An 18640-nucleotide genomic window follows, 5' to 3' on the forward strand; every position below is an offset into this window, starting at 1 on the left:
TTGCGGAGCGGCAACAGAAATTCCAATCGAAGCGGTAAAGATTGCGGCTGACAAAAATAACCTCAATACATTCGTTGCCGGTTTCAAGCTGCATCTCCCTCTTTTCTACGGAATGAATAATCGTCAATCAGGAAAAGTAACCGATCTGCTCCGGGATTTTTCCAGAGCTTTAAGCCCCAGCGCCAGCGAACCGGCCAGCCCTGCATTTTCGCCCAATCCTGGAGGAACGATATAGCTGTCGATTCGATCCAGCACTTCCTCCGACTGAACATACCCTTTCAAATTTTTAATAACTTCGCTGCGAATAAGCCAAAATAGCTGATGCTGATGCATGACGCCCCCGCCCAAAATCACTTTTTTCGGGGACAGCATCAGGATGACATTGCTTACGGCTTGACCGATATAGAACGCTTCGATCTCCCAGGCAGGATGATCGGCAGGGATTTCACTCCCTTTTACACCCCATCTTGCTTCAATCGCGGGACCGGACGCCATGCCTTCCAGGCAATCGCCATGATAGGGACAGATGCCGGCAAAACGGTCTGTCGGGTGGCGCCTTGTCAGCACATGACCGCCTTCGGGATGGACAAGCCCGTGAACAAGCTTCCCTTCCGAATAGACACCAACACCGATACCGGTACCTACTGTAAAATAAACACAACTTTCAAGCCCCTTCGCAGCTCCCCAAGTCGCTTCGCCGTAAGCGGCCGCGTTCACGTCGGTATCCCATCCGAACGGGATGTCAAATGAATTCCCGAGAACCCCTAAAAAAGGATAGTTCGCCCAACCGGGCTTTGGGGTTGTCGTGACGTGACCATAAAAGGGGCTCTGAGGATCGAGATTCAGCGGGCCAAACGACCCGATCCCGATGGCTTCCACTTGCTTGTCTTTGAAATAATCGATAACGTTTCCCATCGTTCGTTCGGGAAGCTCGGTAGGAAAGCTTACGCGTTCTTCGATGACGCCGTGTTCATTTCCTATGCCGCATACAAATTTGGTTCCGCCTGCTTCGATTGCGCCTAAACGCATTTTTCATAACCTCCACCAATTTCGAGACTATCTTTTAAATGTTTTCATTTCCTCTAGAACTGTATCTTCGTAGGCATGTTTATGGCCAAGAAGGATATCCTGAACCGCAACTGGCTGGCCGATCGTCGCCGACTCCATCGCGGCAAATACAACCCCCAGAGCTTCAAGCCCCCGTTCAGCGCTTGAGATCGGCGGCTTGCCATCCACGATCGCCTCCCGCAACTCCGCATAGGAATGGGCGAACGGATTCTCCGCCACATCCGGCGCATAACGTTCGATGATTCCGGCCATCGGCATGATTTGTCCGTTCTCAAGGGACGCATGGCGGCCTGGGCGGAAGCAGCCTTTGCTTCCGTAGATCCAAACTCCGCCGGTGCTCTCTCCGTGTGCGGCCGTACTGCACATCCAGTGTCCGAGCCCTCCGTTATCGAATCGGAAAACCGTTACCGACGTATCTTCGCCGGTCGGATGAATCGTCGTTTCCCCGTTGCTAAGCTGCTTCTCGAAAATTTCCGCATAAGCGAAAACTTCTTTGATCGGACCGTTCACTTCCGTGAAAAAGTGAGTGCGGTGGACGCCGTGATCGTTGATCCACCCCGCACCTGCCCTTCCCTTCATATGCCGCCAAGCCGTTCCGGCAAAAAATTTGCGGCCGAGCGTAACCGTGGCGTAATCCATGATCATGTAGACGGACCCGATGATCCCGTCCCGAATCGCCCGCGCCATCGCAACATTGCCTGCTCCCAATACGCTCGGTTCCGCCAGCGTCAATACCTTGCCGTATCTCGCCGCATCGGCGATCATCTTTCGTCCGAATGAGGGCGATAAGGCGAGCGGCTTTTGCATTTGCACGTGGATGCCTGCCGCGAAGCAGTCCTCCGCCACCGTATGATGAAGATCATGATCGAGCAGAACTGACACAGCATCCAAACCGGCTTCTTCCAGCATCCGGCGGTAATCCGTATATACTTCGGGTCTTCTCCCCATCCGCTTCTCGGCTTCGGCCGCGAACGCTTCGGCCCGTTCCGCCTTCAGATCGCAAACGGCTGTAAGCTCAAACGTCTCCTTGCCTGCACGCTTTAACTCCTCAAGCCCTTCTAAATGCGCCGTGGAAATGACCCCACAGCCGATAAAACCAAGTTTCATTGCGTGTGCCCCTCCTGGTTCTCATACAATAAAATGTTGAAAAAGCGGGCGGTACTCATTTTTGCTTATTCGGCCTTGCCCGCAACATGCGGAATGAGCTCATAAATGCGCAGAGAAGAGAGAACCGAATCGGCTTGCTCCGAGAAGAACGAGATCCCCGTTGCATCCGCATCCGGATATATGAGATCCGTAATGACGGCTTGCCCGTTATTGGCGAATACTTCTACGGATGCCGAGTCAACAAAGACGCGAAGGTCTATGCTGTCGCCAGCGGACACAAGCTTCGCGGTTTGAACACCGCGGAATAGCGGATGGAAGCTATGCTCGCCCGACTTTGTTCGGTCCACATAAACGCAGCCCGATACGGCATCGAAGCCAACAACCGTCCCGTTAGCCGCCCCGGTCCGGACTACGAAACCAGACGAATATTCCGTTGAAAGCTCAGCATGGATTTCATAGCTGACAAGCTGCGGCTTCTGCAGCGCATGCTCTGCTTCAGCAGCTGTCGCTCCTTGCAGCGCAAGAATAGGCTTCCTGATCGATTCCAGCTCTGTGGCCGGCTTCTGTACCAGGGTAACAACGCCTTCTCTTGTTTCCAGCGACATTTCCCTGACAATCGTCATCGCTCCCCTAAAGCCCTCGGTGGGGGTCAGATTTGCATATTGCCAATTGCTCATCCAGCCAATCATTAAACGTCTGCCATCCGACTCAGGAATATCCGACCACGTGACACCGGCATAGTTGTCGCGACCATGGTCAACCCATCTAACTTCCGAGGAAGCTGCATCCGGCGTGAAGGCCATTCCGTCAAAGTCACCAGTGAAATACTGTGTTCTTGATCCTTCCGCGAAAGCCGGGTCCGCACCGATGCTGACGATCATTACCCATTTCAAATTTGAAGCATCGCCGTCGATAGCCAGCGGGAACAGATCCGGGCATTCCCATACGCCGTCATGCGATCCGATACCCTCGCCAAACTCGCTGCCAAACGTCCAGCTTATGAGGTCGGGAGAATGGTAGAGACATACCGTCTGGCCGCAGGCAATAATCATCACCCAGCGATGCGTCTCCTCATGCCAGAACACCTTCGGGTCGCGGAAGTCAACAAACGTCTCATGCGTCAGCACCGGATTTCCGGCATACTTCATCCATGTTCTTCCTTTGTCTTTGCTGTAAGCCAAGCTTTGGCGCTGAATCGGATGGCTGCCCTGAACCTCCAGATGATGAGTGAATATCGCAACCAGGCCCGGGCCATCCGGGAACAGCCCCGTAGTATTGTTCCAGTCGACTACTGCGCTGCCGGAAAAAATCGTGCCATGCTCATCCGGTGCCAGAGCAATGTCCAACTCCTCCCAAGTGACCAGATCCTTGCTGACAGCATGCCCCCAGTGCATAGGTCCCCAAGTGTCTCCATACGGATGATGCTGATAGAATAAGTGATATTCGCCCTCGTAATAGACCATCCCGTTCGGGTCGTTCATCCAGTTCACTTGAGGCGAGATATGGTATGCACCTCTGAATTTTTGTTTGGCCAGTATAGACATCATTGTTCCTCTCCCCTGCTCCCGTTCTCTTTCTTCCCAAAAAGAAAGCCCTGCCCGGCAAGTTCCCTTGCCGGAACACGGCCTTTACCGCTGCTGGTAGCAACTAGCCCTTAGTCGCTCTGTCGTAACCGTCTTGTTTGATCTTGAGCCATTCCTGCAGACCAAGACGGTCCAGCTCTTTCAAATAATCATCCCACTGTTCATTAACCTTCCCATTCTGGTACCATTCGGTACGCATTCTGAGCACGTAAGCGAACAGATCCGTTTCGATCGTTGTAAGACGGTTAAGCTCTTCAATGGAGTTAAATACGCTAGGCATCACATTGTCAGCTTTCATATGCGGAGCCATAATGTTCTTGATAATATCCATCCGGCTCTTCGCATCATCCGGCATTGTCGTATATTTGCCATAGTAGGAATCCAAAATCGCGAGTGGTCCGCCGATACTCGTTTTCTCACGAAGCTCAACCGGTGCCGTACCTTCCAGCGGCAGATGCTTCAGCATCTTGCTTGCTTCATCGTATTCGAAAATATTTTGCTGCTTATCGTCGCCGTAAGTCCCCCAGTTATCCTGTACCGATTGAATCGGATCATAGAGCTGATCGACCCATTTCGCCGTCGTTTCCAGGTTCTTGTTTGCGCTTGTAACGACCATCTTGCCGCGGCCAAGTCCAAGGCCATTCGTTCTGGTTACATTGATTTCCCCGTCAGGCCCCGCAAGCGGAGGCATCACTTCATAGGAATCGTTCGCTCCGGTAATGTTCGCTTTGTCCCATGAGAAGTACAACCCGTATTTCTGATCTTTCCCCTTCGCCAGATAAGTACTCCAGTCTTGTGTATAAGCCTCAATGTCAATCAAGCCTTCTTTGTAAAGCTCATTCACAAAGGAAACGGCTTTCTTGTAACCCTCGTCCGCAGCTGTAAAAATCACCTTGCCGTCATTCGATACAACCGCATGGTCGGGATTCTCGCCCAATCCAAAGGAAGCGAACAAGAAAGCCAGATCCTCGGCGCCAGGCTTATTAATGAAGGACAACGGAATTTCATCCGCTTGGCCATTGCCGTTCGGGTCCTGCGTTTTGAAGGCAATCAGCACTTTTTTCAATTCTTCCGTCGTGGTCGGCATTTTCAGGTTCAGCTTTTTCAGCCACTCCACGTTTATCCAAGGCATGCTGTCCACGGCCTGGATTCTTTCCTTGCCGCTTCCCAGTTCTTCAATCCAAGGGAAGGCATAAATATTGCCGTCCGGAGCGGTAATCATGCTTTTATATTGAGGAGCCTGCTCCAGCACTTTCTTGAAGTTAGGCATATATTGATCAATCAGATCATTAAGCGGAATGATCGAACCGTCCTTGGCAAGCTTCAGAAGTTCATAATCGCTGTAATCCGCATTAAAGATCGCATCCGGCAGGTCGCCGCTTGCCACAGCAAGATTTCTTTTCTCAACAAAAACATCGTTCGTAAAGTTCTTCCAGTTAATATGCACATTGGTTTTCTCTTCGAGCCTCTTGTTAATGAGCTTGTCATTCGGATCAGCCGGAGCGATAGCCGAGCTTTGCGTAATAAAGTTAAGGGTTACTTTACCGCTAGGATCCTGTTTCTTGCTGGCCGCATTGCCTCCGCCTCCGCCGCTGCATGCCGATAGAAGAAGGATTGAAGCAAGAGCTGAAGCCGTAGCCGTCCTGGTTACCAATCTGGATTTGTTCATTGTACTCATTACCGATGACCTCCCAATAATAATGAATGAATGATTTCTATTTCTCGCATGGCCATGCGTATGTGAAGATCCGTCCCTACTTGAGGGAACCGACCATGACACCTTTCTCGAAGTACTTTTGGAAAAACGGATACATAATAATGAGCGGTACACTGGATACGACAATAGCCGCATATTTGATAATCTCAGACAGACGTTTCAGCTCGGCTGCCGCGAGCTGATCATTAATCATGCCCGGCTGAACCTGGTTCTGGATCAGAATCGAACGAAGAACAAGCTGAAGCGGATGCAGATTCGGATTGTCGAGATAAATCATCGCATCGAAATAAGAGTTCCACTGCCCGACGAAAGCGTACAGCGCAAGAACAAACACAATCGGCTTCGACAGGGGCAGGACGACTTGCATGAAAATCCGCATCTCCGAGGCACCATCGACATTGGCTGCTTCCCTCAGTTCAAGAGGCACTCCTTTAAAGAAGGTTCGCGACAAAATGATATTCCATACGTTTACCGCCCCCGGGACAATGACGGCCCATACGGTATTCAGCAAGCCAAGATTTTTCACAAGCAAATAAGTAGGTACCAGCCCTCCGCTGAAAAACATCGTGATGATGAACAGGGTCATGAACAACCCCTTTCCCTTCAGGCGATGATCAGACAGAGAGTATCCGGCACAGACGGAAACAACCACAGTCAGGACAGAGAAAGAAACCGCATAGAGGACGGCATTGCCGAAGCCGCGTATCATCGCCGGATTGGACAAAATCATCTTGTACCCCTCTACGGACCAATCCGACAGCTTGAAGGACAAGCCGCGGCTCAACAGAGCGGACGGATCCATAAAGGAGGCGACCACCACGTAGAGCAGCGGAATAACGACGACGAGCACAGCAATTGCAAGGAAAATTCCGTTTAATAGAAGAAGAAAGCGATCCAGTCTGGAATGTTTGATAGCCATGTGTACATCTCCTTTCTTAGTAGAGGCCGTCGCCCTCGTTCAACCTTTTGACAATGAAATTAACGGTAATGAGCAGCAGGACGTTAATGACCGAATTAAATAATCCAACAGCCGCAGAATAAGCATAGTCACCGGATTGCAACCCGATTTTGTATACATAGGTCGGAATAATCTCCGATGTCGGAAGGTTCATGGCCGTTTGCATCAGATAAGCCTTCTCGAAACCAATCGACATAATGCCGCCTGCTGCCAGAATGAACACAATCGCCATAATAGGCCGAATCGTCGGCAGATCGATATGCCGGATGCGCTGAAGCAGGTTCGCCCCGTCCAGATTGGCCGCATGATGAAGCTCCGGATCAACGTTGGCAAGCGCCGCTACATAGATAATGGAAGCCCAGCCTGCTCCGGTCCAAATATCCGACAAAATGTAGATGCCACGGAAATATTCGGGACGGGACATGAACATCACGGGTTCACCTGTCACCAAGGTAATCAAATGGTTAATCGGGCCTGTCGGCGACAGGAAGATAAACAGCATTCCTACCACGACAACGACCGAAATGAAGTTGGGAGCGTACAGGAATAATTGAATATTTTTCTTAACGCCGGTATGCCTGATCTGATTCAGCATAAGCGCGAGAAGAATCGGTATCGGAAAGCCGAGAATAAGGCCGAAAAAGCTTAATTTAAGCGTATTCATAAAAATAACGTCGAAATTCGGCGACGACAGAAACTTCTCGAAGTTATACAGTCCTACCCAGTCGCTTCCTAGTATGCCTTTGATCGGACTAAAGTCCTTGAAGGCAATAACGGCACCATACATCGGACCATACTTGAATATTAGTGTCAGAATAAGCGCCGGAGCGAGCAGGATGTAAAGAAAGTAATGTTTCCTCCAATAATCAAGCAATGCGTTACCTGGCTTTGCTACCGTTTGGGCCTGTTTGGCTTCCATTGTGTTAGACTTACCTCCGTCCATTTACAAAAGTGTTCTATGTTTGTGCAGTAAGGGCTTTCATTGTCATCCATATATTTCGCTTGCTGCATTTACAATTTATCAAACAGCCATTCAAACGTCAATACATTTTGTAAAAAATAATTTGCGCATTTGGAAACTAAAGATTATTCATAATCAAAGTGATATTTCCTTTTATCTTGGAAAAACGATGGTTTTTATTGGAATTTGACATTGAAATTTAACAAAAACCTGATCATTGTAAGCTCAACAGCATCGTTCCGTTGGTCATTCCACTCGAAAATATTTACTTATGACCATATAATAATGATTCATTTGTAAATAATATTGTGCATTTGTAAAATTGATATTGCTATTTGTCGCAATCTAATATACATTTGAGTTACCTATATGGATGAATCAGGTTTACAAAATCACAATAATAAGAGAACAAAGATCGCAAGAGGTGAGCTTACCTGCATGAATAAAGAAAAAGTAACCATTCAAGACATCGCTGACGCGCTCGGCATATCCAGGAATACCGCCTCCAAGGCGTTAAATGGGCGAAGCGAGATTCCCGAGGAAACTCGCAATAAAGTAATCAAAAAAGCAATTGAGTTAAAATACAAGCAATTTTCTTATCTGGAAAGCGATCAGCTGTTATCCAAAAATTCAGGGAATATCGCTTTATTGACGGCAAACCTTCCGAATACCTCCCATTTTGGATCGACTTTGATTAGCGGCTTGGAGAAGCGGATCAGCGCCGAAGGCTATAACCTGTCCTTTCACATTATTAGAGAAGTGGATCAGGCTTCGTTATCGCTTCCTAACAATTTCGATGTGTCGAATGTGGACGGCATCATATGTATTGAAATGTTTAACCCCGCTTATAGCGAAATGATTACAAGCCTTGGCGTGCCTACTATATTTATAGACTGCGCTTCCACGGTAAGTTATCCCGAATTCAAAGCCGATATTCTTTTGATGGAGAATCAGCATAGCATCTATCAGCTTACAAGGAGGTTAATAGCGAGCGGATATAATAGCTTCGGGTTTATCGGGGATTATAACCACTGTCTCAGTTTTTATGAACGCTGGCTGGGATTCAACCGGGCTCTCAGCGAAGCCGGAATACCGCTTGATCTTGGCCAATGTATAGTAGACGACGACCGACTCTTCTTTTCCAGTCCAACCTGGCTGGAGGAGCGTCTCAACGAGATGCAGAAGCTGCCTTCCGCCTTCATCTGCGCCAATGATTTTATTGCCGTCAGCTTCATGAAAGCGCTTAAGAACAAGAACGTCTCCGTTCCCCATGATGTCGCAATTTGCGGCTTCGATAACGGACCAGAGTCCATGATCGTCGAACCCCATCTTACGACCGTCCATATTTACAGCAACGAAATGGGCGTGAAAGCTGCGGAAATGCTGCTGTCACGAATTAGCGATCCGGAACAGCCCTATCAGGTTTCGCATATATTTACGAAACCGCTTGTCAGGGAATCTACTGCGGGGATTGGTTAATGCGAAGGAAACAGTCCAATCTAATTACTGTACACAAAGAAGCCCCCATCCTCGGATAGGGGCTTTCGTTATTTAATAACAAGCTATACGGGCAGTCCCTTCACTTGCTCCTCCCACACCCAGCTTGGCACTTCCCGTCGCAGTACGGGGGCGATATCCGAAGCGAACCGCTCCATCTGCTCCCGCTGTTCGGCTTCGGATAGGCCGTCCACGCTAAGCGACAGGACTTGGTGCCCGAAGGCTTCTTGGTAGTTTAATATTTTCTCGATTATCTGCTCCGGGCTTCCGATCAGGCTTGGGCCTCTAGCGATAATATCCTCAAGAGAGGTGAACGGGGATTGGTTATGCTGAGCGGCGGCCGTTGCCTGGAACGCCTCATAGTAAGGCCGATACCGCTTGATGGCCTCCTCTGTCGTATTGGCGATATACAAACTGCCAGCACCGGCGCCTACAACGGCTTTACGCGGATCATGCCCGTAATACGCCAGTCTCTCGCGGTAATGATCGATGAGATCCTTATATTTTGCCTGCGGGTGAAAGCTGTTCGAGGAGAAGATCGGCTCGCCGTAACGGGCGGCAAGCTCGGTGGAACGGGTGCTGGACGCGCTCCCGTGCCAGATTGGAATCGGCTTCTGCAGCGGTCTTGGCTGCGTCGTCACCTCATGAAGCGGCGGACGGTATTGGCCTTGCCAGGTTACGTCCTCCTCCCTCCACAGACGACGCAGCAGCTCATACCGCTCCTCCATCGAGTCCCATTGCTCCTCTTCCGTTATACCGAAGAGCGGATAATGCCGCGGATCATTGCCTTTGCCGATAATCATCTCCAGTCTTCCGCCTGACAGATGATCAAGCGTTGCGTAATCCTCGGCGACCCGCACCGGATCGAGCACGCTGAGCACCGTTACAGTCGTTAGCAGGCGGATGCGCGAGGTTCTTGCCGCAATAGCCGTCAGCAGCAGCGGAGGGGAAGAAGAGAGAAACGGGGCTCCATGCCGTTCTCCAATGCCGTATCCTTCAAAACCAAGCTTTTCGGCAAGCACAGCCTGCTTGATTATATTTTCGATTTTTTCGCTTGTTGTAAAATGCTCCCCCGTCACCGGGTTCTTCAAATTCATGACCAGGCTGAACCATATAAATTTCATAGGCTTTCACTCTCCTTTGGCGTCGTAAGCGGCGGTGCCGGCATCCGTCTGCCCAGCAGCAATGCAATCGGAATTGCGCAAGCAACAATAATGCTGGATACGAGAAACACATCGTGGATGCTATGCATGTAAGCAAGGCTGTATGCCTTCGTCCCTTCTGCCCCTCCGCCGGAATCAGCCAGATGGACCGACAGCCGGGAATAAAATAAAGACGTGCAGAGGCCTAGCGCCATTGCGCTAAATACTTGCCGAAGCCAATTAAGCAATGCCGACGCATGCCCAACCCACTCGTCGGGAACGGACGACATGCTTGCGTTGGTTGTTGGCGTTGAGGCAAGACCGGTTCCGATATTGCGGATAGCCAGCCATACGATAATCGCGGCAAGACTGGTCTCCGGAGGCATCTGACTAAAATAATAAGTGCTTACAACCAGAATTGCGCAGCCGATCATAATCAGCTTGGCCGGTCCCGCTCTGCGGTACCATTTGCCGGCGGCAAACGTGGCAGCCGTTAAGCATGCCGCGGCGGGAAGGAACAAAAGGCCAACCCTGAACGGCGATAAACCTTTCATCTCTACCAATAATAAAGGCATGAAATAGACCACCGCATACAGTCCAAACGACAGGATAAGGGAAGCCATCAGACTCAGCGAAAATCTGGGGTTGAGCAGCAGCCGAAGCTGCAACAGAGGATGCTCGCTGCGGCGGGCTTGCCATATAAATAGGCTAAAGCTGCCGACGCCAACAAGCAGCATCGTCCAAGTCAGCAGACTGTTCCATCCCCATACGGTCATGTTGCCGAATAACAGCAGCAGCGCGAGACTTCCGCCCGTTGCAAGCAGCAGCCCCGGCCAATCCAGTCTGGCGAGACCGTTTGCCGAATCCTTCGGAATAACAATCGCCCCTACAATCCATGCGACGAATCCTACCGGTACGGTCACCAGGAAAATAAGATGCCAATCGAAGCTTTGCAGCCAGCCGCTGAGCGACGGGCCAATGGCGGTGCCTAACACCGTGGAGAAGGACCATACGCTTAGGGAAAAGGATTGCTTTTCCGGCCTAATCGTCCGGTAAATCAAGGCAAGCGACACCGGCTGAATAAGCCCGCAAAACAGCCCCTGTACAATGCGAAACGCAATAAGCGCCCCGACATTCCAGGACAAGGCACATAGAAACGAGCTGACCGTAATTCCCCCGATTGCAAACAGGAACAGCCGCTTGCAGCCAAACCGCTCCATCGCATAACCGGTAATAGGAACAACAATGCCGCTCGCCAAGGTAAAGCCAGTCATCATCCACTGAACCGTCTGCAGCTCCGTACCGAATATCCGGATAAAACCGGGCAGCGACACGTTAAGCGAGACGACATGATACATCCCGACAAAGGATCCGATAAAAATAGCCGTCAGCACCGGCCAGAATGCCGGGTAGGATGCTGCCGCCGGCTCCTTCTGCTCCGTCTGCTTCATAGTAAGGTATAGTGACAAGCCGCATAACGATCCTCGCCTAACGGGCGAAGCTCCGGCTGCTCCTTCCTGCATCTTTCCGTCGCGAACGGACAACGCGGGTGGAATCGGCAGCCGCTTGGCGGATTTGCCGGCGAAGGGATTTCGCCCTGGATCGATGCAGTGCCGCGCTGACCCGGGACGGGCTGCGGAATCGATTCGATAAGCAGCTTCGTATAAGGGTGAGCAGGCTGGCGGAACAGCTCATCGCTTGGCGCGATCTCCACGAGCTTGCCCAGATACATAACGCCAATCCTGTCCGAAATATGCCTTACGATCTGCAAGCCGTGGGCGATAAACAAATAAGTCAGACCCAGCTTCTGCTGAAGCTCCTGCAGCAAATTAACGATCTGCGCCTGAACGGACACGTCCAGAGCGGATACGGCTTCATCGGCAAGAATAAAGGTTGGGTTCAAGGCAATTGCCCGGGCAATGCCAATCCGCTGCCGCTGGCCGCCCGAGAACTCATGCGGATATTTGCTGGCGCTCGTCGGATCAAGTCCCACCAGCCCGAGCAGCTCTTCCACGCGATGCCGACGCTCGTCAGCCGTCCATGTGCCATGTACTTTAAGCGGTTCGGCAATACTGTCTCCGATTGTCCATCTAGGGTTCAAGGAACCGTAAGGGTCCTGAAAAATAACCTGCATATCCTTCCGTAACGGACGAAGCTGCGCGCTATTTAATCCGGTCAGCTCCTTGCCCTGAAACAGCACCTTGCCTGAAGTCGCCTGCTCCATCTGCAAAAGAACCCGGCCCAGCGTAGATTTGCCGCTTCCCGATTCGCCAACCAGACCAAATGTCTCCTTCCGCCGGATGGAGAACGAGACATCGTCGACCGCCCGGATGAAGGTGCGGGGAGCGGTAAAGCTCTTGCGCTTCACCGGATAATACTTGCGCAGATGCTCCGCAGAGAACAAGATTTCGCTGTCTGTGCCGGAAGAGGCAGCCTCCAACCGCTCTTCATGCGCAGCAGGATCTTCTACCCGCAATGCGGCCGATTTGCTTCTAACTGCAGGCTCTGCGGCAACCCGCTCCGCATGCCAGCATGCTACCCCGCCTCCGCTCTGTTCAACAAGCGGCGGAGCTTCCACCCGGCAGCGCTCCGTAGCATATTCGCAGCGGGGATGGAACAAACAACCTTCAGGCAGCGCGGAAAGAGACGGAATAGATCCCTGAATGGCATAGAGCCGTTCGCCGCGTACGCTGTCCAGAGGCGGGATCGATTGAAGAAGTCCTCTCGTATACGGATGACGGGGTCTTGCGAACAGTTCCTCCGCTGTCCCCTGTTCAACGATCCGTCCGGCGTACATAACGACAATCCGGTCCGCCATCTCCGCGGCAATGCCAAGATCATGGGTAATGAGCAGAATCGACATTCCCAGCTCCTGCTGCAATTCCTGCAGCAGCTGCAATATTTGAGCTTGAATCGTAACGTCCAGAGCCGTAGTTGGTTCATCGGCGATGAGCAGATCCGGGCTGCAGGAGAGCGCCATCGCAATCATCGCCCGTTGAAGCATGCCGCCGGACAACTCGCCGGGATACTGCTTCATTCGAATCTCCGCCTCGGGGATGCCAACGCGGCTTAACAACTGAATGCCCCGGTCCCAGGCGGCGCGCCGACTCATACGCTCGTGCTGGATGATCGTCTCGACAATCTGCTGACCGATAGTGAAGACCGGATCAAACGCGGCCATCGGCTCCTGGAAGACCATCGCTACCCGCTTCCCGCGTAATTGCCGGAGTTCCGCTTCGGGCAGCGCAGCAATATCCCGGCCCGCAAGCAGGATGCTCCCCCGCGTGATGGAACCCTTCTCGTAATCAATGAGCCGCATAATCGCTTTGGAAGTGACCGTTTTGCCGCTGCCGGACTCCCCGACCAGGCAGACGGTTTCCCCGGGCTGTATTGAGAAGGATATATTCGTAATCGCTTCTAGCAGGCCGTTTTTGGTTCGAAAACCAACGGACAGCTCCTGAATATTAAGCAACGCCTCCAATAGAACTCCCCCCTTCCTACCTTGCGCCTTTCTTCGGATCAAGCTCATCTCTCAGCCGGTCGCCGATCATATTGACAGCCAGCACAAACATGGTGATCGCAAGCCCCGGGAAGGTACAAATCCACCAAGCAACCGTTAAATAACCGCGGCCCTGCGACAGCAGCGTTCCCCAGTCCGGCACTTCCTTAAGCACGCCAAGGCCTAGAAAGCTAAGCCCCGACCCGGTCAGAATCGATGTCCCGATGCCAATCGTCGCCATGACGAGCAGCGGGGACAACGAATTGGGCAATACATGCTTCCAGAAGATATGGAAAGGCGATGCGCCGGCCGCCTGCGAAGCCTTAATAAACGTCCGGCCTTTAATGCTCATAATCTGCGACCGCATAATGCGCGCATAACCCGGTATGGACGCTATGGCTACAGCCAGCACGATATTAAACAGGCTTTTGCCAAGCGCGCCCGCAATCGCAAGCGCGAGCAGGATGCCCGGTATGGTCATCAGAATATCGTTGCAGCGCATCAGCACCGCATCGATCCAGCCCCCCGCATAACCGGACAAAGCGCCGATCGCCCCGCCTGCCAATCCCCCGACAAGAACCGAAGCGAAGCCGATAAAAAGCGAATCCCGGCTGCCGTATACAACCACGCTGAATATATCCCGGCCGAAATAATCCGTCCCGAACAGATGCGCCGCGCTTGGCGGCTGCATAAGGCTGTCCGTTAACATCTCGGTGGGCGAATATGGGGCAATCCAGGACGGGACAACCGCGCATGCCGCAATAAACAAGATAACGAGGGCTGCCGCAAACAGGAACAGATTGCTTGCCGCCAAACGTTTGAAACGGATAGCTTTTAGTCGCCCTCCGCTTCTTTTGTACGGGAGTGTACGGGCCGTAGCCGCTTCACGCATACGTACTTGGCTCCTTTCTTCATAACCTTATGCCGAGCGCCTTACTCTCGGATCAATTAGCGAATAGGACAAGTCAACAATCAGGTTCACCAGGACGTAGATCAGCGCGGTAAAAAAGATAACGCCCTGCACGACCGGCAAATCCTTCGCCATCAAAGCATCCCCGATAATCCGTCCGATGCCTTGCCGGGAAAACACCGTTTCAATCACAACGGTTCCCGCCAGCATCTCCCCGATCAGCATGCCGATCATCGTGACCGCGGGAATAAGCGCATTCCGGAGCGCATGCTTATACATAACGGCACGCTCGGACAACCCTTTGGAGCGCAGCGTCAGCATAAAATGCTCGTCGATAATGTCCAGCATGCTGCTTCGGACCATTCTTACGATAAACCCGGCTCCAACAATGCCTAGCGTAAGAGCCGGAAGCACAAGCGTGCGCCATCCGTCCGAGCCCATGGCCGGGAACCAGCCAAGCTGCAGGCTAAACAGCACGATAAGCAGAATGCCCGACCAGAAGGTCGGCATCGAAATGCCGAACAATCCGACGAGACGGGCAAGGTAATCAATGGGGCCGTTGCGGTGAACGGCGGACAGTACGCCAAGAACAAGGCCAATGGTAACCGAGACAAGTGCGCTTGCCGCCGTCAAAGCCAGGGTTGCGGGGAAATGCTCCAGTATTTTATCCAGCACCGGCTCCGAATTTATCAAGGAATTTCCGAAGTCTCCCTGCACCATATCGGTTATGTAGCGGATGAACTGGATATAGAAGGGCTGATCCACGCCCAACTGATGTTTCAGGTTCGCTATCTGCTCGGCCGTGGCAACCGACGGATCGATCATCGAATCCGTCGGGTCGCCGGGCAAGACATACAGGATCGCGAACACCAGCACCAAGGTGCCCGCGATCACCAGCAGGGAAGAGAGAATACGATTGGCAATGTACATAGCGAGCCGCCTCCCTATCGTTTGAGCGAGACCCCGTTGAACAGCGGATAGCCCAGCGAATCAAATACAAGTCCTTGCACGGATTTATCCGCGGCTACCGTATACGGGAATACGTAAATAGGCAGGATAACCGCTTGGTCGATAATGTAATGCTGAATTTGCTTGTAAATATCCGCGCGCTTCGTATCGTCCTTTTCTACCCGGCCTTGCTCAAGCAGCTTATCGATCTCCGGATTGGATAAACGCGTGAGCGACTTCGGAGCGTTTGGAGCGGTAGAGTGATAGAACGAATACAGCGCGTTTGGATCCGAGTTTACCTGGCTGTTGCCATAAAGATCATAATTGCCGTTGGTAAAAACGACCGTCCGCACATCCTTCGTAATCTCCACTTCAACCGCAATGCCAAGCGCCTTCAGCTGCTGCTGAATGATGACCGCGATATCGTTGCGCTTCTCGCGGTTTGGCGTTCCGTCCACGTAATGCAAGGTCAGCTTCTTGCCGGCTTTTTCGCGAATGCCATCCGAGCCTTTAACCCAGCCCAGCTCATCCAGCAGTGCGCCCGCCTTCTCGAGATCCGGCTTCACTCCGTTCTCGAGCGAAGGATCGTAACCGAAGGTTCCCGGCGTAAGCGGCGACCAAGCGCGGTCATACGTCCCCAGATACAACGTCTTCACAATGCTGTCGACGTCAACGGCGAGCTGGACCGCCCGTCTTGCTTTGGCATCGTTCCAAGGCTCATGCTCCTGATTGAAGAACAGCGTATAAGGCAGGCCAACCGTATTGGCTCCAAGCAGCTGAAGCTTAGAATCGCCTTTTATGGCTACGATATTTTGCGGAGGAACCGTCTCTGCCGCCAGCACCTGACCGCTCTGCACGCTGCCGATCCGGGTTGCTTCCTCCGGCACGATCTTGAAGGTAATGCCGTCCAGATACGGCGCGCCCGCATTCGTTACAAGCTCAGGCGCCCACTTATAGTCGGGATTCTTTGCCACTTGAATTTCGGCATTCTGCTCCCATTTCACGAACTTGAACGGCCCCGTGCCAACCGGATTCAGACCAAATTGGTCGCCGTATTTCTTGGCCGCCGTAGGCGATACGATCCCAAGCAGCGCCTGGCTCAGGTTCCCGAGGAACGCGCGCGACGGGGTAGCAAGGTTCAGCTTCACCGTATACTCGTCAATGACTTCCGAGGATTGGTACGGAGCGAGCAGCGCAGCCGCATTGGCGGCTTTCGTAGCCGGATCGAGAATACGGTCGAAGTTATATTTAACCGCTTCGGCATTAAACGGCGTGCCGTCCTGGAACTTCACGTCTTGCCGCAGCTTGAAGGTATAGCTGAGTCCGTCATCCGAAATCTCCCACGAGGTAGCAAGCCACGGCTTGATGGAATTGTCCGGAAGCTGTACGACCAGCGAGTCGTAAATGGTACGGATGACTCGCACGGCAACGGCCAGGCCGCTGCGATGCGGATCAAGCGTATCCGGCGAAGTAGCGAGAGCGTATGTCAGCTCTCCGCCTTGCTTCGCTTCCGCGGAAGCTGCGGGAGTATCCGTCGGCTGCTGAGCCTGCTGGCCGTTATTGCCGCTCCCTTTATTTGAAGCGCACGCCGACAGGACCAGCGCCAGAACTAACAATAACGCAGCCGAGCTTTGGAGTGACTTCCGTTTCGATTTGAATGTATTCATTGGCTCTCTCTCCTATTCCCTTAGTTAACGGTCACTCCAGCCTGTTTGCGGGCTGCCGCATAACGGTTCTCCGGAACCGGAATCCCCAGGTTGCCGCGAAGCGTATCGGCATCGTACTCGGTGCGGTACAAACCGCGCTCCTGCAGAATCGGAACAACCAGCTCGACAAAGTCATCCAGGCCGCGCGGCGTAGCCGACGCAATAATAAAGCCGTCTGCCGCTTCCTCCTCGAACCACTCCTGTACTTTATCCGCTACAAATTCCGGCGTGCCGATAAAAGAGTTCCGTGGCGTTGCCGCCTGCAAAGCAACCTCGCGAAGCGTAAGCCCTTGTTCCTTCGCGCGGCGCTTGATCCGGTCGGTTGTGCTGCGGAAGCTGTTGGAGCCAAAGTCGCCAAGGTCCGGGAACGGTGCGTCCAGCTCGTATTGCGAGAAGTCGTGATGCTCGAAAAATCTGCCCAGATGATCAAGCGCCTTCTCGATCGTAACGAGACTAGCAATCTGCTGATACTTCTCTTCCGCTTCTTCCTGCGTACGTCCGATAATCGGACCAATGCCCGGGAAAATAAGCGTATGCTCCGGATTGCGGCCATTTTCGGCCACTCGGCGCTTCACATCGCGATAGAACTCCTTCGCTTCTTCGAGCGACTCCGGACCGGTAAATACGGCATCGGCCGTCTTCGCGGCAAGATTGCGTCCGCTCTCGGAGGAGCCTGCTTGAAATACAACGGGCTGGCCCTGCTTCGAGCGCGCGATATTCAGCGGACCTTGAACGGAGAAGAATTCCCCAGTATGATTCAGGCGGTGCAGCTTCTCCGGATCAAAGAACACGCCGGTCTCTTTGTCGCGGACAAAAGCATCGTCTTCCCACGAATCCCACAGCCCCTTCGCAACCTCCAGGTACTCTTCGGCGATCCGGTAACGCTCGCTATGCTCGGGATGCGGCTTGCCGCCAAAGTTAAGCGCGCTGCCTTCAAGCGGGGAGGTGACGACGTTCCAGCCTGCGCGGCCGCCGCTGATATGATCGATCGACGAGAACTGGCGGGCAACGGTAAACGGCTCGCTATAGGAGGTCGACAGCGTCCCTACAAGGCCGATGTTGGAGGTAACCGCTCCAAGCGCGGACAGAATCGTAATCGGCTCGAACCGGTTCAAGAAGTGGGGAATCGATTTTTCCGTAATGTACAGACCGTCGGCGATAAAGAGAAAATCGAATTTGCCTTCTTCCGCTTTAAGCGCCTGCTGCTTATAAAAACCGATATTCACGCTTGCATCCGCCGGAATATCGGGATGTCTCCATCCTGAGCTGCTTCCGCCAACGCCATGAATAATTGCTCCCAATTTCAATGCTCTCTTCTTCGACATATACACTCCACCCTTATCTAAATTTTTGTTTGACTCAATAAAATTCCGCTATAGTAACATATCCCATCTGTTTAATAGGAATTTATCTTGGCAATACTCTAACACCCGGCTTTCGGCTGCACAATAGCATATAAATCTCTTCTATCGACCGTTAGGTATCATCTATGGGTCAACAATTTCGAAGACAAAAAAAACACCAACTGCCGCAGCAATCGGTGT

General features: G+C 52.4%; 14 protein-coding genes. 1 reads left to right on the forward strand and 13 read right to left on the reverse strand.

The features are described from left to right. Positions 1-123 precede the first annotated feature (123 nt). The 6 genes from WFK81_RS03900 to WFK81_RS03925 all read right to left on the reverse strand — a co-directional run bounded on the left by WFK81_RS03900 (position 124) and on the right by WFK81_RS03925 (position 7352). A complete protein-coding gene (locus WFK81_RS03900; RefSeq protein ID WP_336785120.1) occupies positions 124-1029 on the reverse strand; it encodes an ROK family protein in 906 nt (301 codons plus the stop codon). Between the two features lie 27 nt (positions 1030-1056). Then, entirely contained in the window at positions 1057-2175 is a 1119-nt protein-coding gene (locus WFK81_RS03905) for a Gfo/Idh/MocA family protein (protein WP_336785121.1), read from the reverse strand. Between the two features lie 65 nt (positions 2176-2240). Beyond that, positions 2241-3719: a glycoside hydrolase family 32 protein gene (locus WFK81_RS03910; protein ID WP_336785482.1), complete on the reverse strand. Its 1479-nt coding sequence runs from the start codon at positions 3717-3719 to the stop codon at positions 2241-2243. Positions 3720-3822: 103 nt separating this feature from the next. After that, a complete protein-coding gene (locus WFK81_RS03915; RefSeq protein ID WP_336785122.1) occupies positions 3823-5436 on the reverse strand; it encodes an ABC transporter substrate-binding protein in 1614 nt (537 codons plus the stop codon). Positions 5437-5512: 76 nt separating this feature from the next. After that, the gene (locus tag WFK81_RS03920) at positions 5513-6394 is read right to left on the reverse strand and encodes a carbohydrate ABC transporter permease (protein WP_336785123.1); all 882 of its coding nucleotides are present in this window, start codon (positions 6392-6394) and stop codon (positions 5513-5515) included. 16 nt (positions 6395-6410) lie between these two features. Next, complete coding sequence (locus tag WFK81_RS03925; RefSeq protein ID WP_336785124.1) at positions 6411-7352, reverse strand: ABC transporter permease; 942 nt, start codon at positions 7350-7352, stop codon at positions 6411-6413. Between the two features lie 480 nt (positions 7353-7832). Between WFK81_RS03925 and WFK81_RS03930 the strand changes: the two genes are divergently transcribed. Then, on the forward strand, positions 7833-8873 hold the full coding sequence (locus tag WFK81_RS03930; protein ID WP_336785125.1) for a LacI family DNA-binding transcriptional regulator: 1041 nt from the start codon (positions 7833-7835) through the stop codon (positions 8871-8873). Positions 8874-8956: 83 nt separating this feature from the next. On the opposite strand, the gene WFK81_RS03935 is transcribed toward WFK81_RS03930, so the two are convergent. The 7 genes from WFK81_RS03935 to WFK81_RS03965 are packed head-to-tail and all read right to left on the reverse strand — an operon-like array spanning position 8957 to position 18421. Beyond that, positions 8957-10015 carry an LLM class flavin-dependent oxidoreductase gene (locus WFK81_RS03935; protein WP_336785126.1) on the reverse strand — a complete coding sequence of 353 codons (1059 nt, stop codon included), beginning with the start codon at positions 10013-10015 and terminating at the stop codon, positions 8957-8959. Further along, positions 10012-11484, reverse strand: a complete 1473-nt coding sequence (locus WFK81_RS03940) for a DHA2 family efflux MFS transporter permease subunit (RefSeq protein ID WP_336785127.1) — start codon at positions 11482-11484, stop codon at positions 10012-10014. Before WFK81_RS03940 ends, WFK81_RS03935 begins: the two co-directional genes overlap by 4 nt. Then, positions 11481-13514 (reverse strand): ABC transporter ATP-binding protein, encoded by a 2034-nt coding sequence (locus WFK81_RS03945; RefSeq protein WP_336785128.1) that lies wholly within the window; start codon positions 13512-13514, stop codon positions 11481-11483. Before WFK81_RS03945 ends, WFK81_RS03940 begins: the two co-directional genes overlap by 4 nt. A gap of 16 nt (positions 13515-13530) precedes the next feature. After that, positions 13531-14424 (reverse strand): ABC transporter permease, encoded by an 894-nt coding sequence (locus WFK81_RS03950; RefSeq protein WP_336785129.1) that lies wholly within the window; start codon positions 14422-14424, stop codon positions 13531-13533. A gap of 27 nt (positions 14425-14451) precedes the next feature. Further along, positions 14452-15372, reverse strand: coding sequence for an ABC transporter permease (locus WFK81_RS03955; RefSeq protein ID WP_336785130.1), 921 nt, complete (start codon positions 15370-15372; stop codon positions 14452-14454). A gap of 14 nt (positions 15373-15386) precedes the next feature. Beyond that, positions 15387-17057, reverse strand: coding sequence for an ABC transporter substrate-binding protein (locus tag WFK81_RS03960; RefSeq protein ID WP_336785131.1), 1671 nt, complete (start codon positions 17055-17057; stop codon positions 15387-15389). A gap of 20 nt (positions 17058-17077) precedes the next feature. Then, the gene (locus WFK81_RS03965; protein ID WP_336785132.1) at positions 17078-18421 is read right to left on the reverse strand and encodes an LLM class flavin-dependent oxidoreductase; all 1344 of its coding nucleotides are present in this window, start codon (positions 18419-18421) and stop codon (positions 17078-17080) included. Between the last annotated feature and the right edge of the window lie 219 nt (positions 18422-18640).

The organism is Paenibacillus sp. MMO-177, from assembly GCF_037147795.1.
Classification (GTDB): domain Bacteria; phylum Bacillota; class Bacilli; order Paenibacillales; family Paenibacillaceae; genus Pristimantibacillus.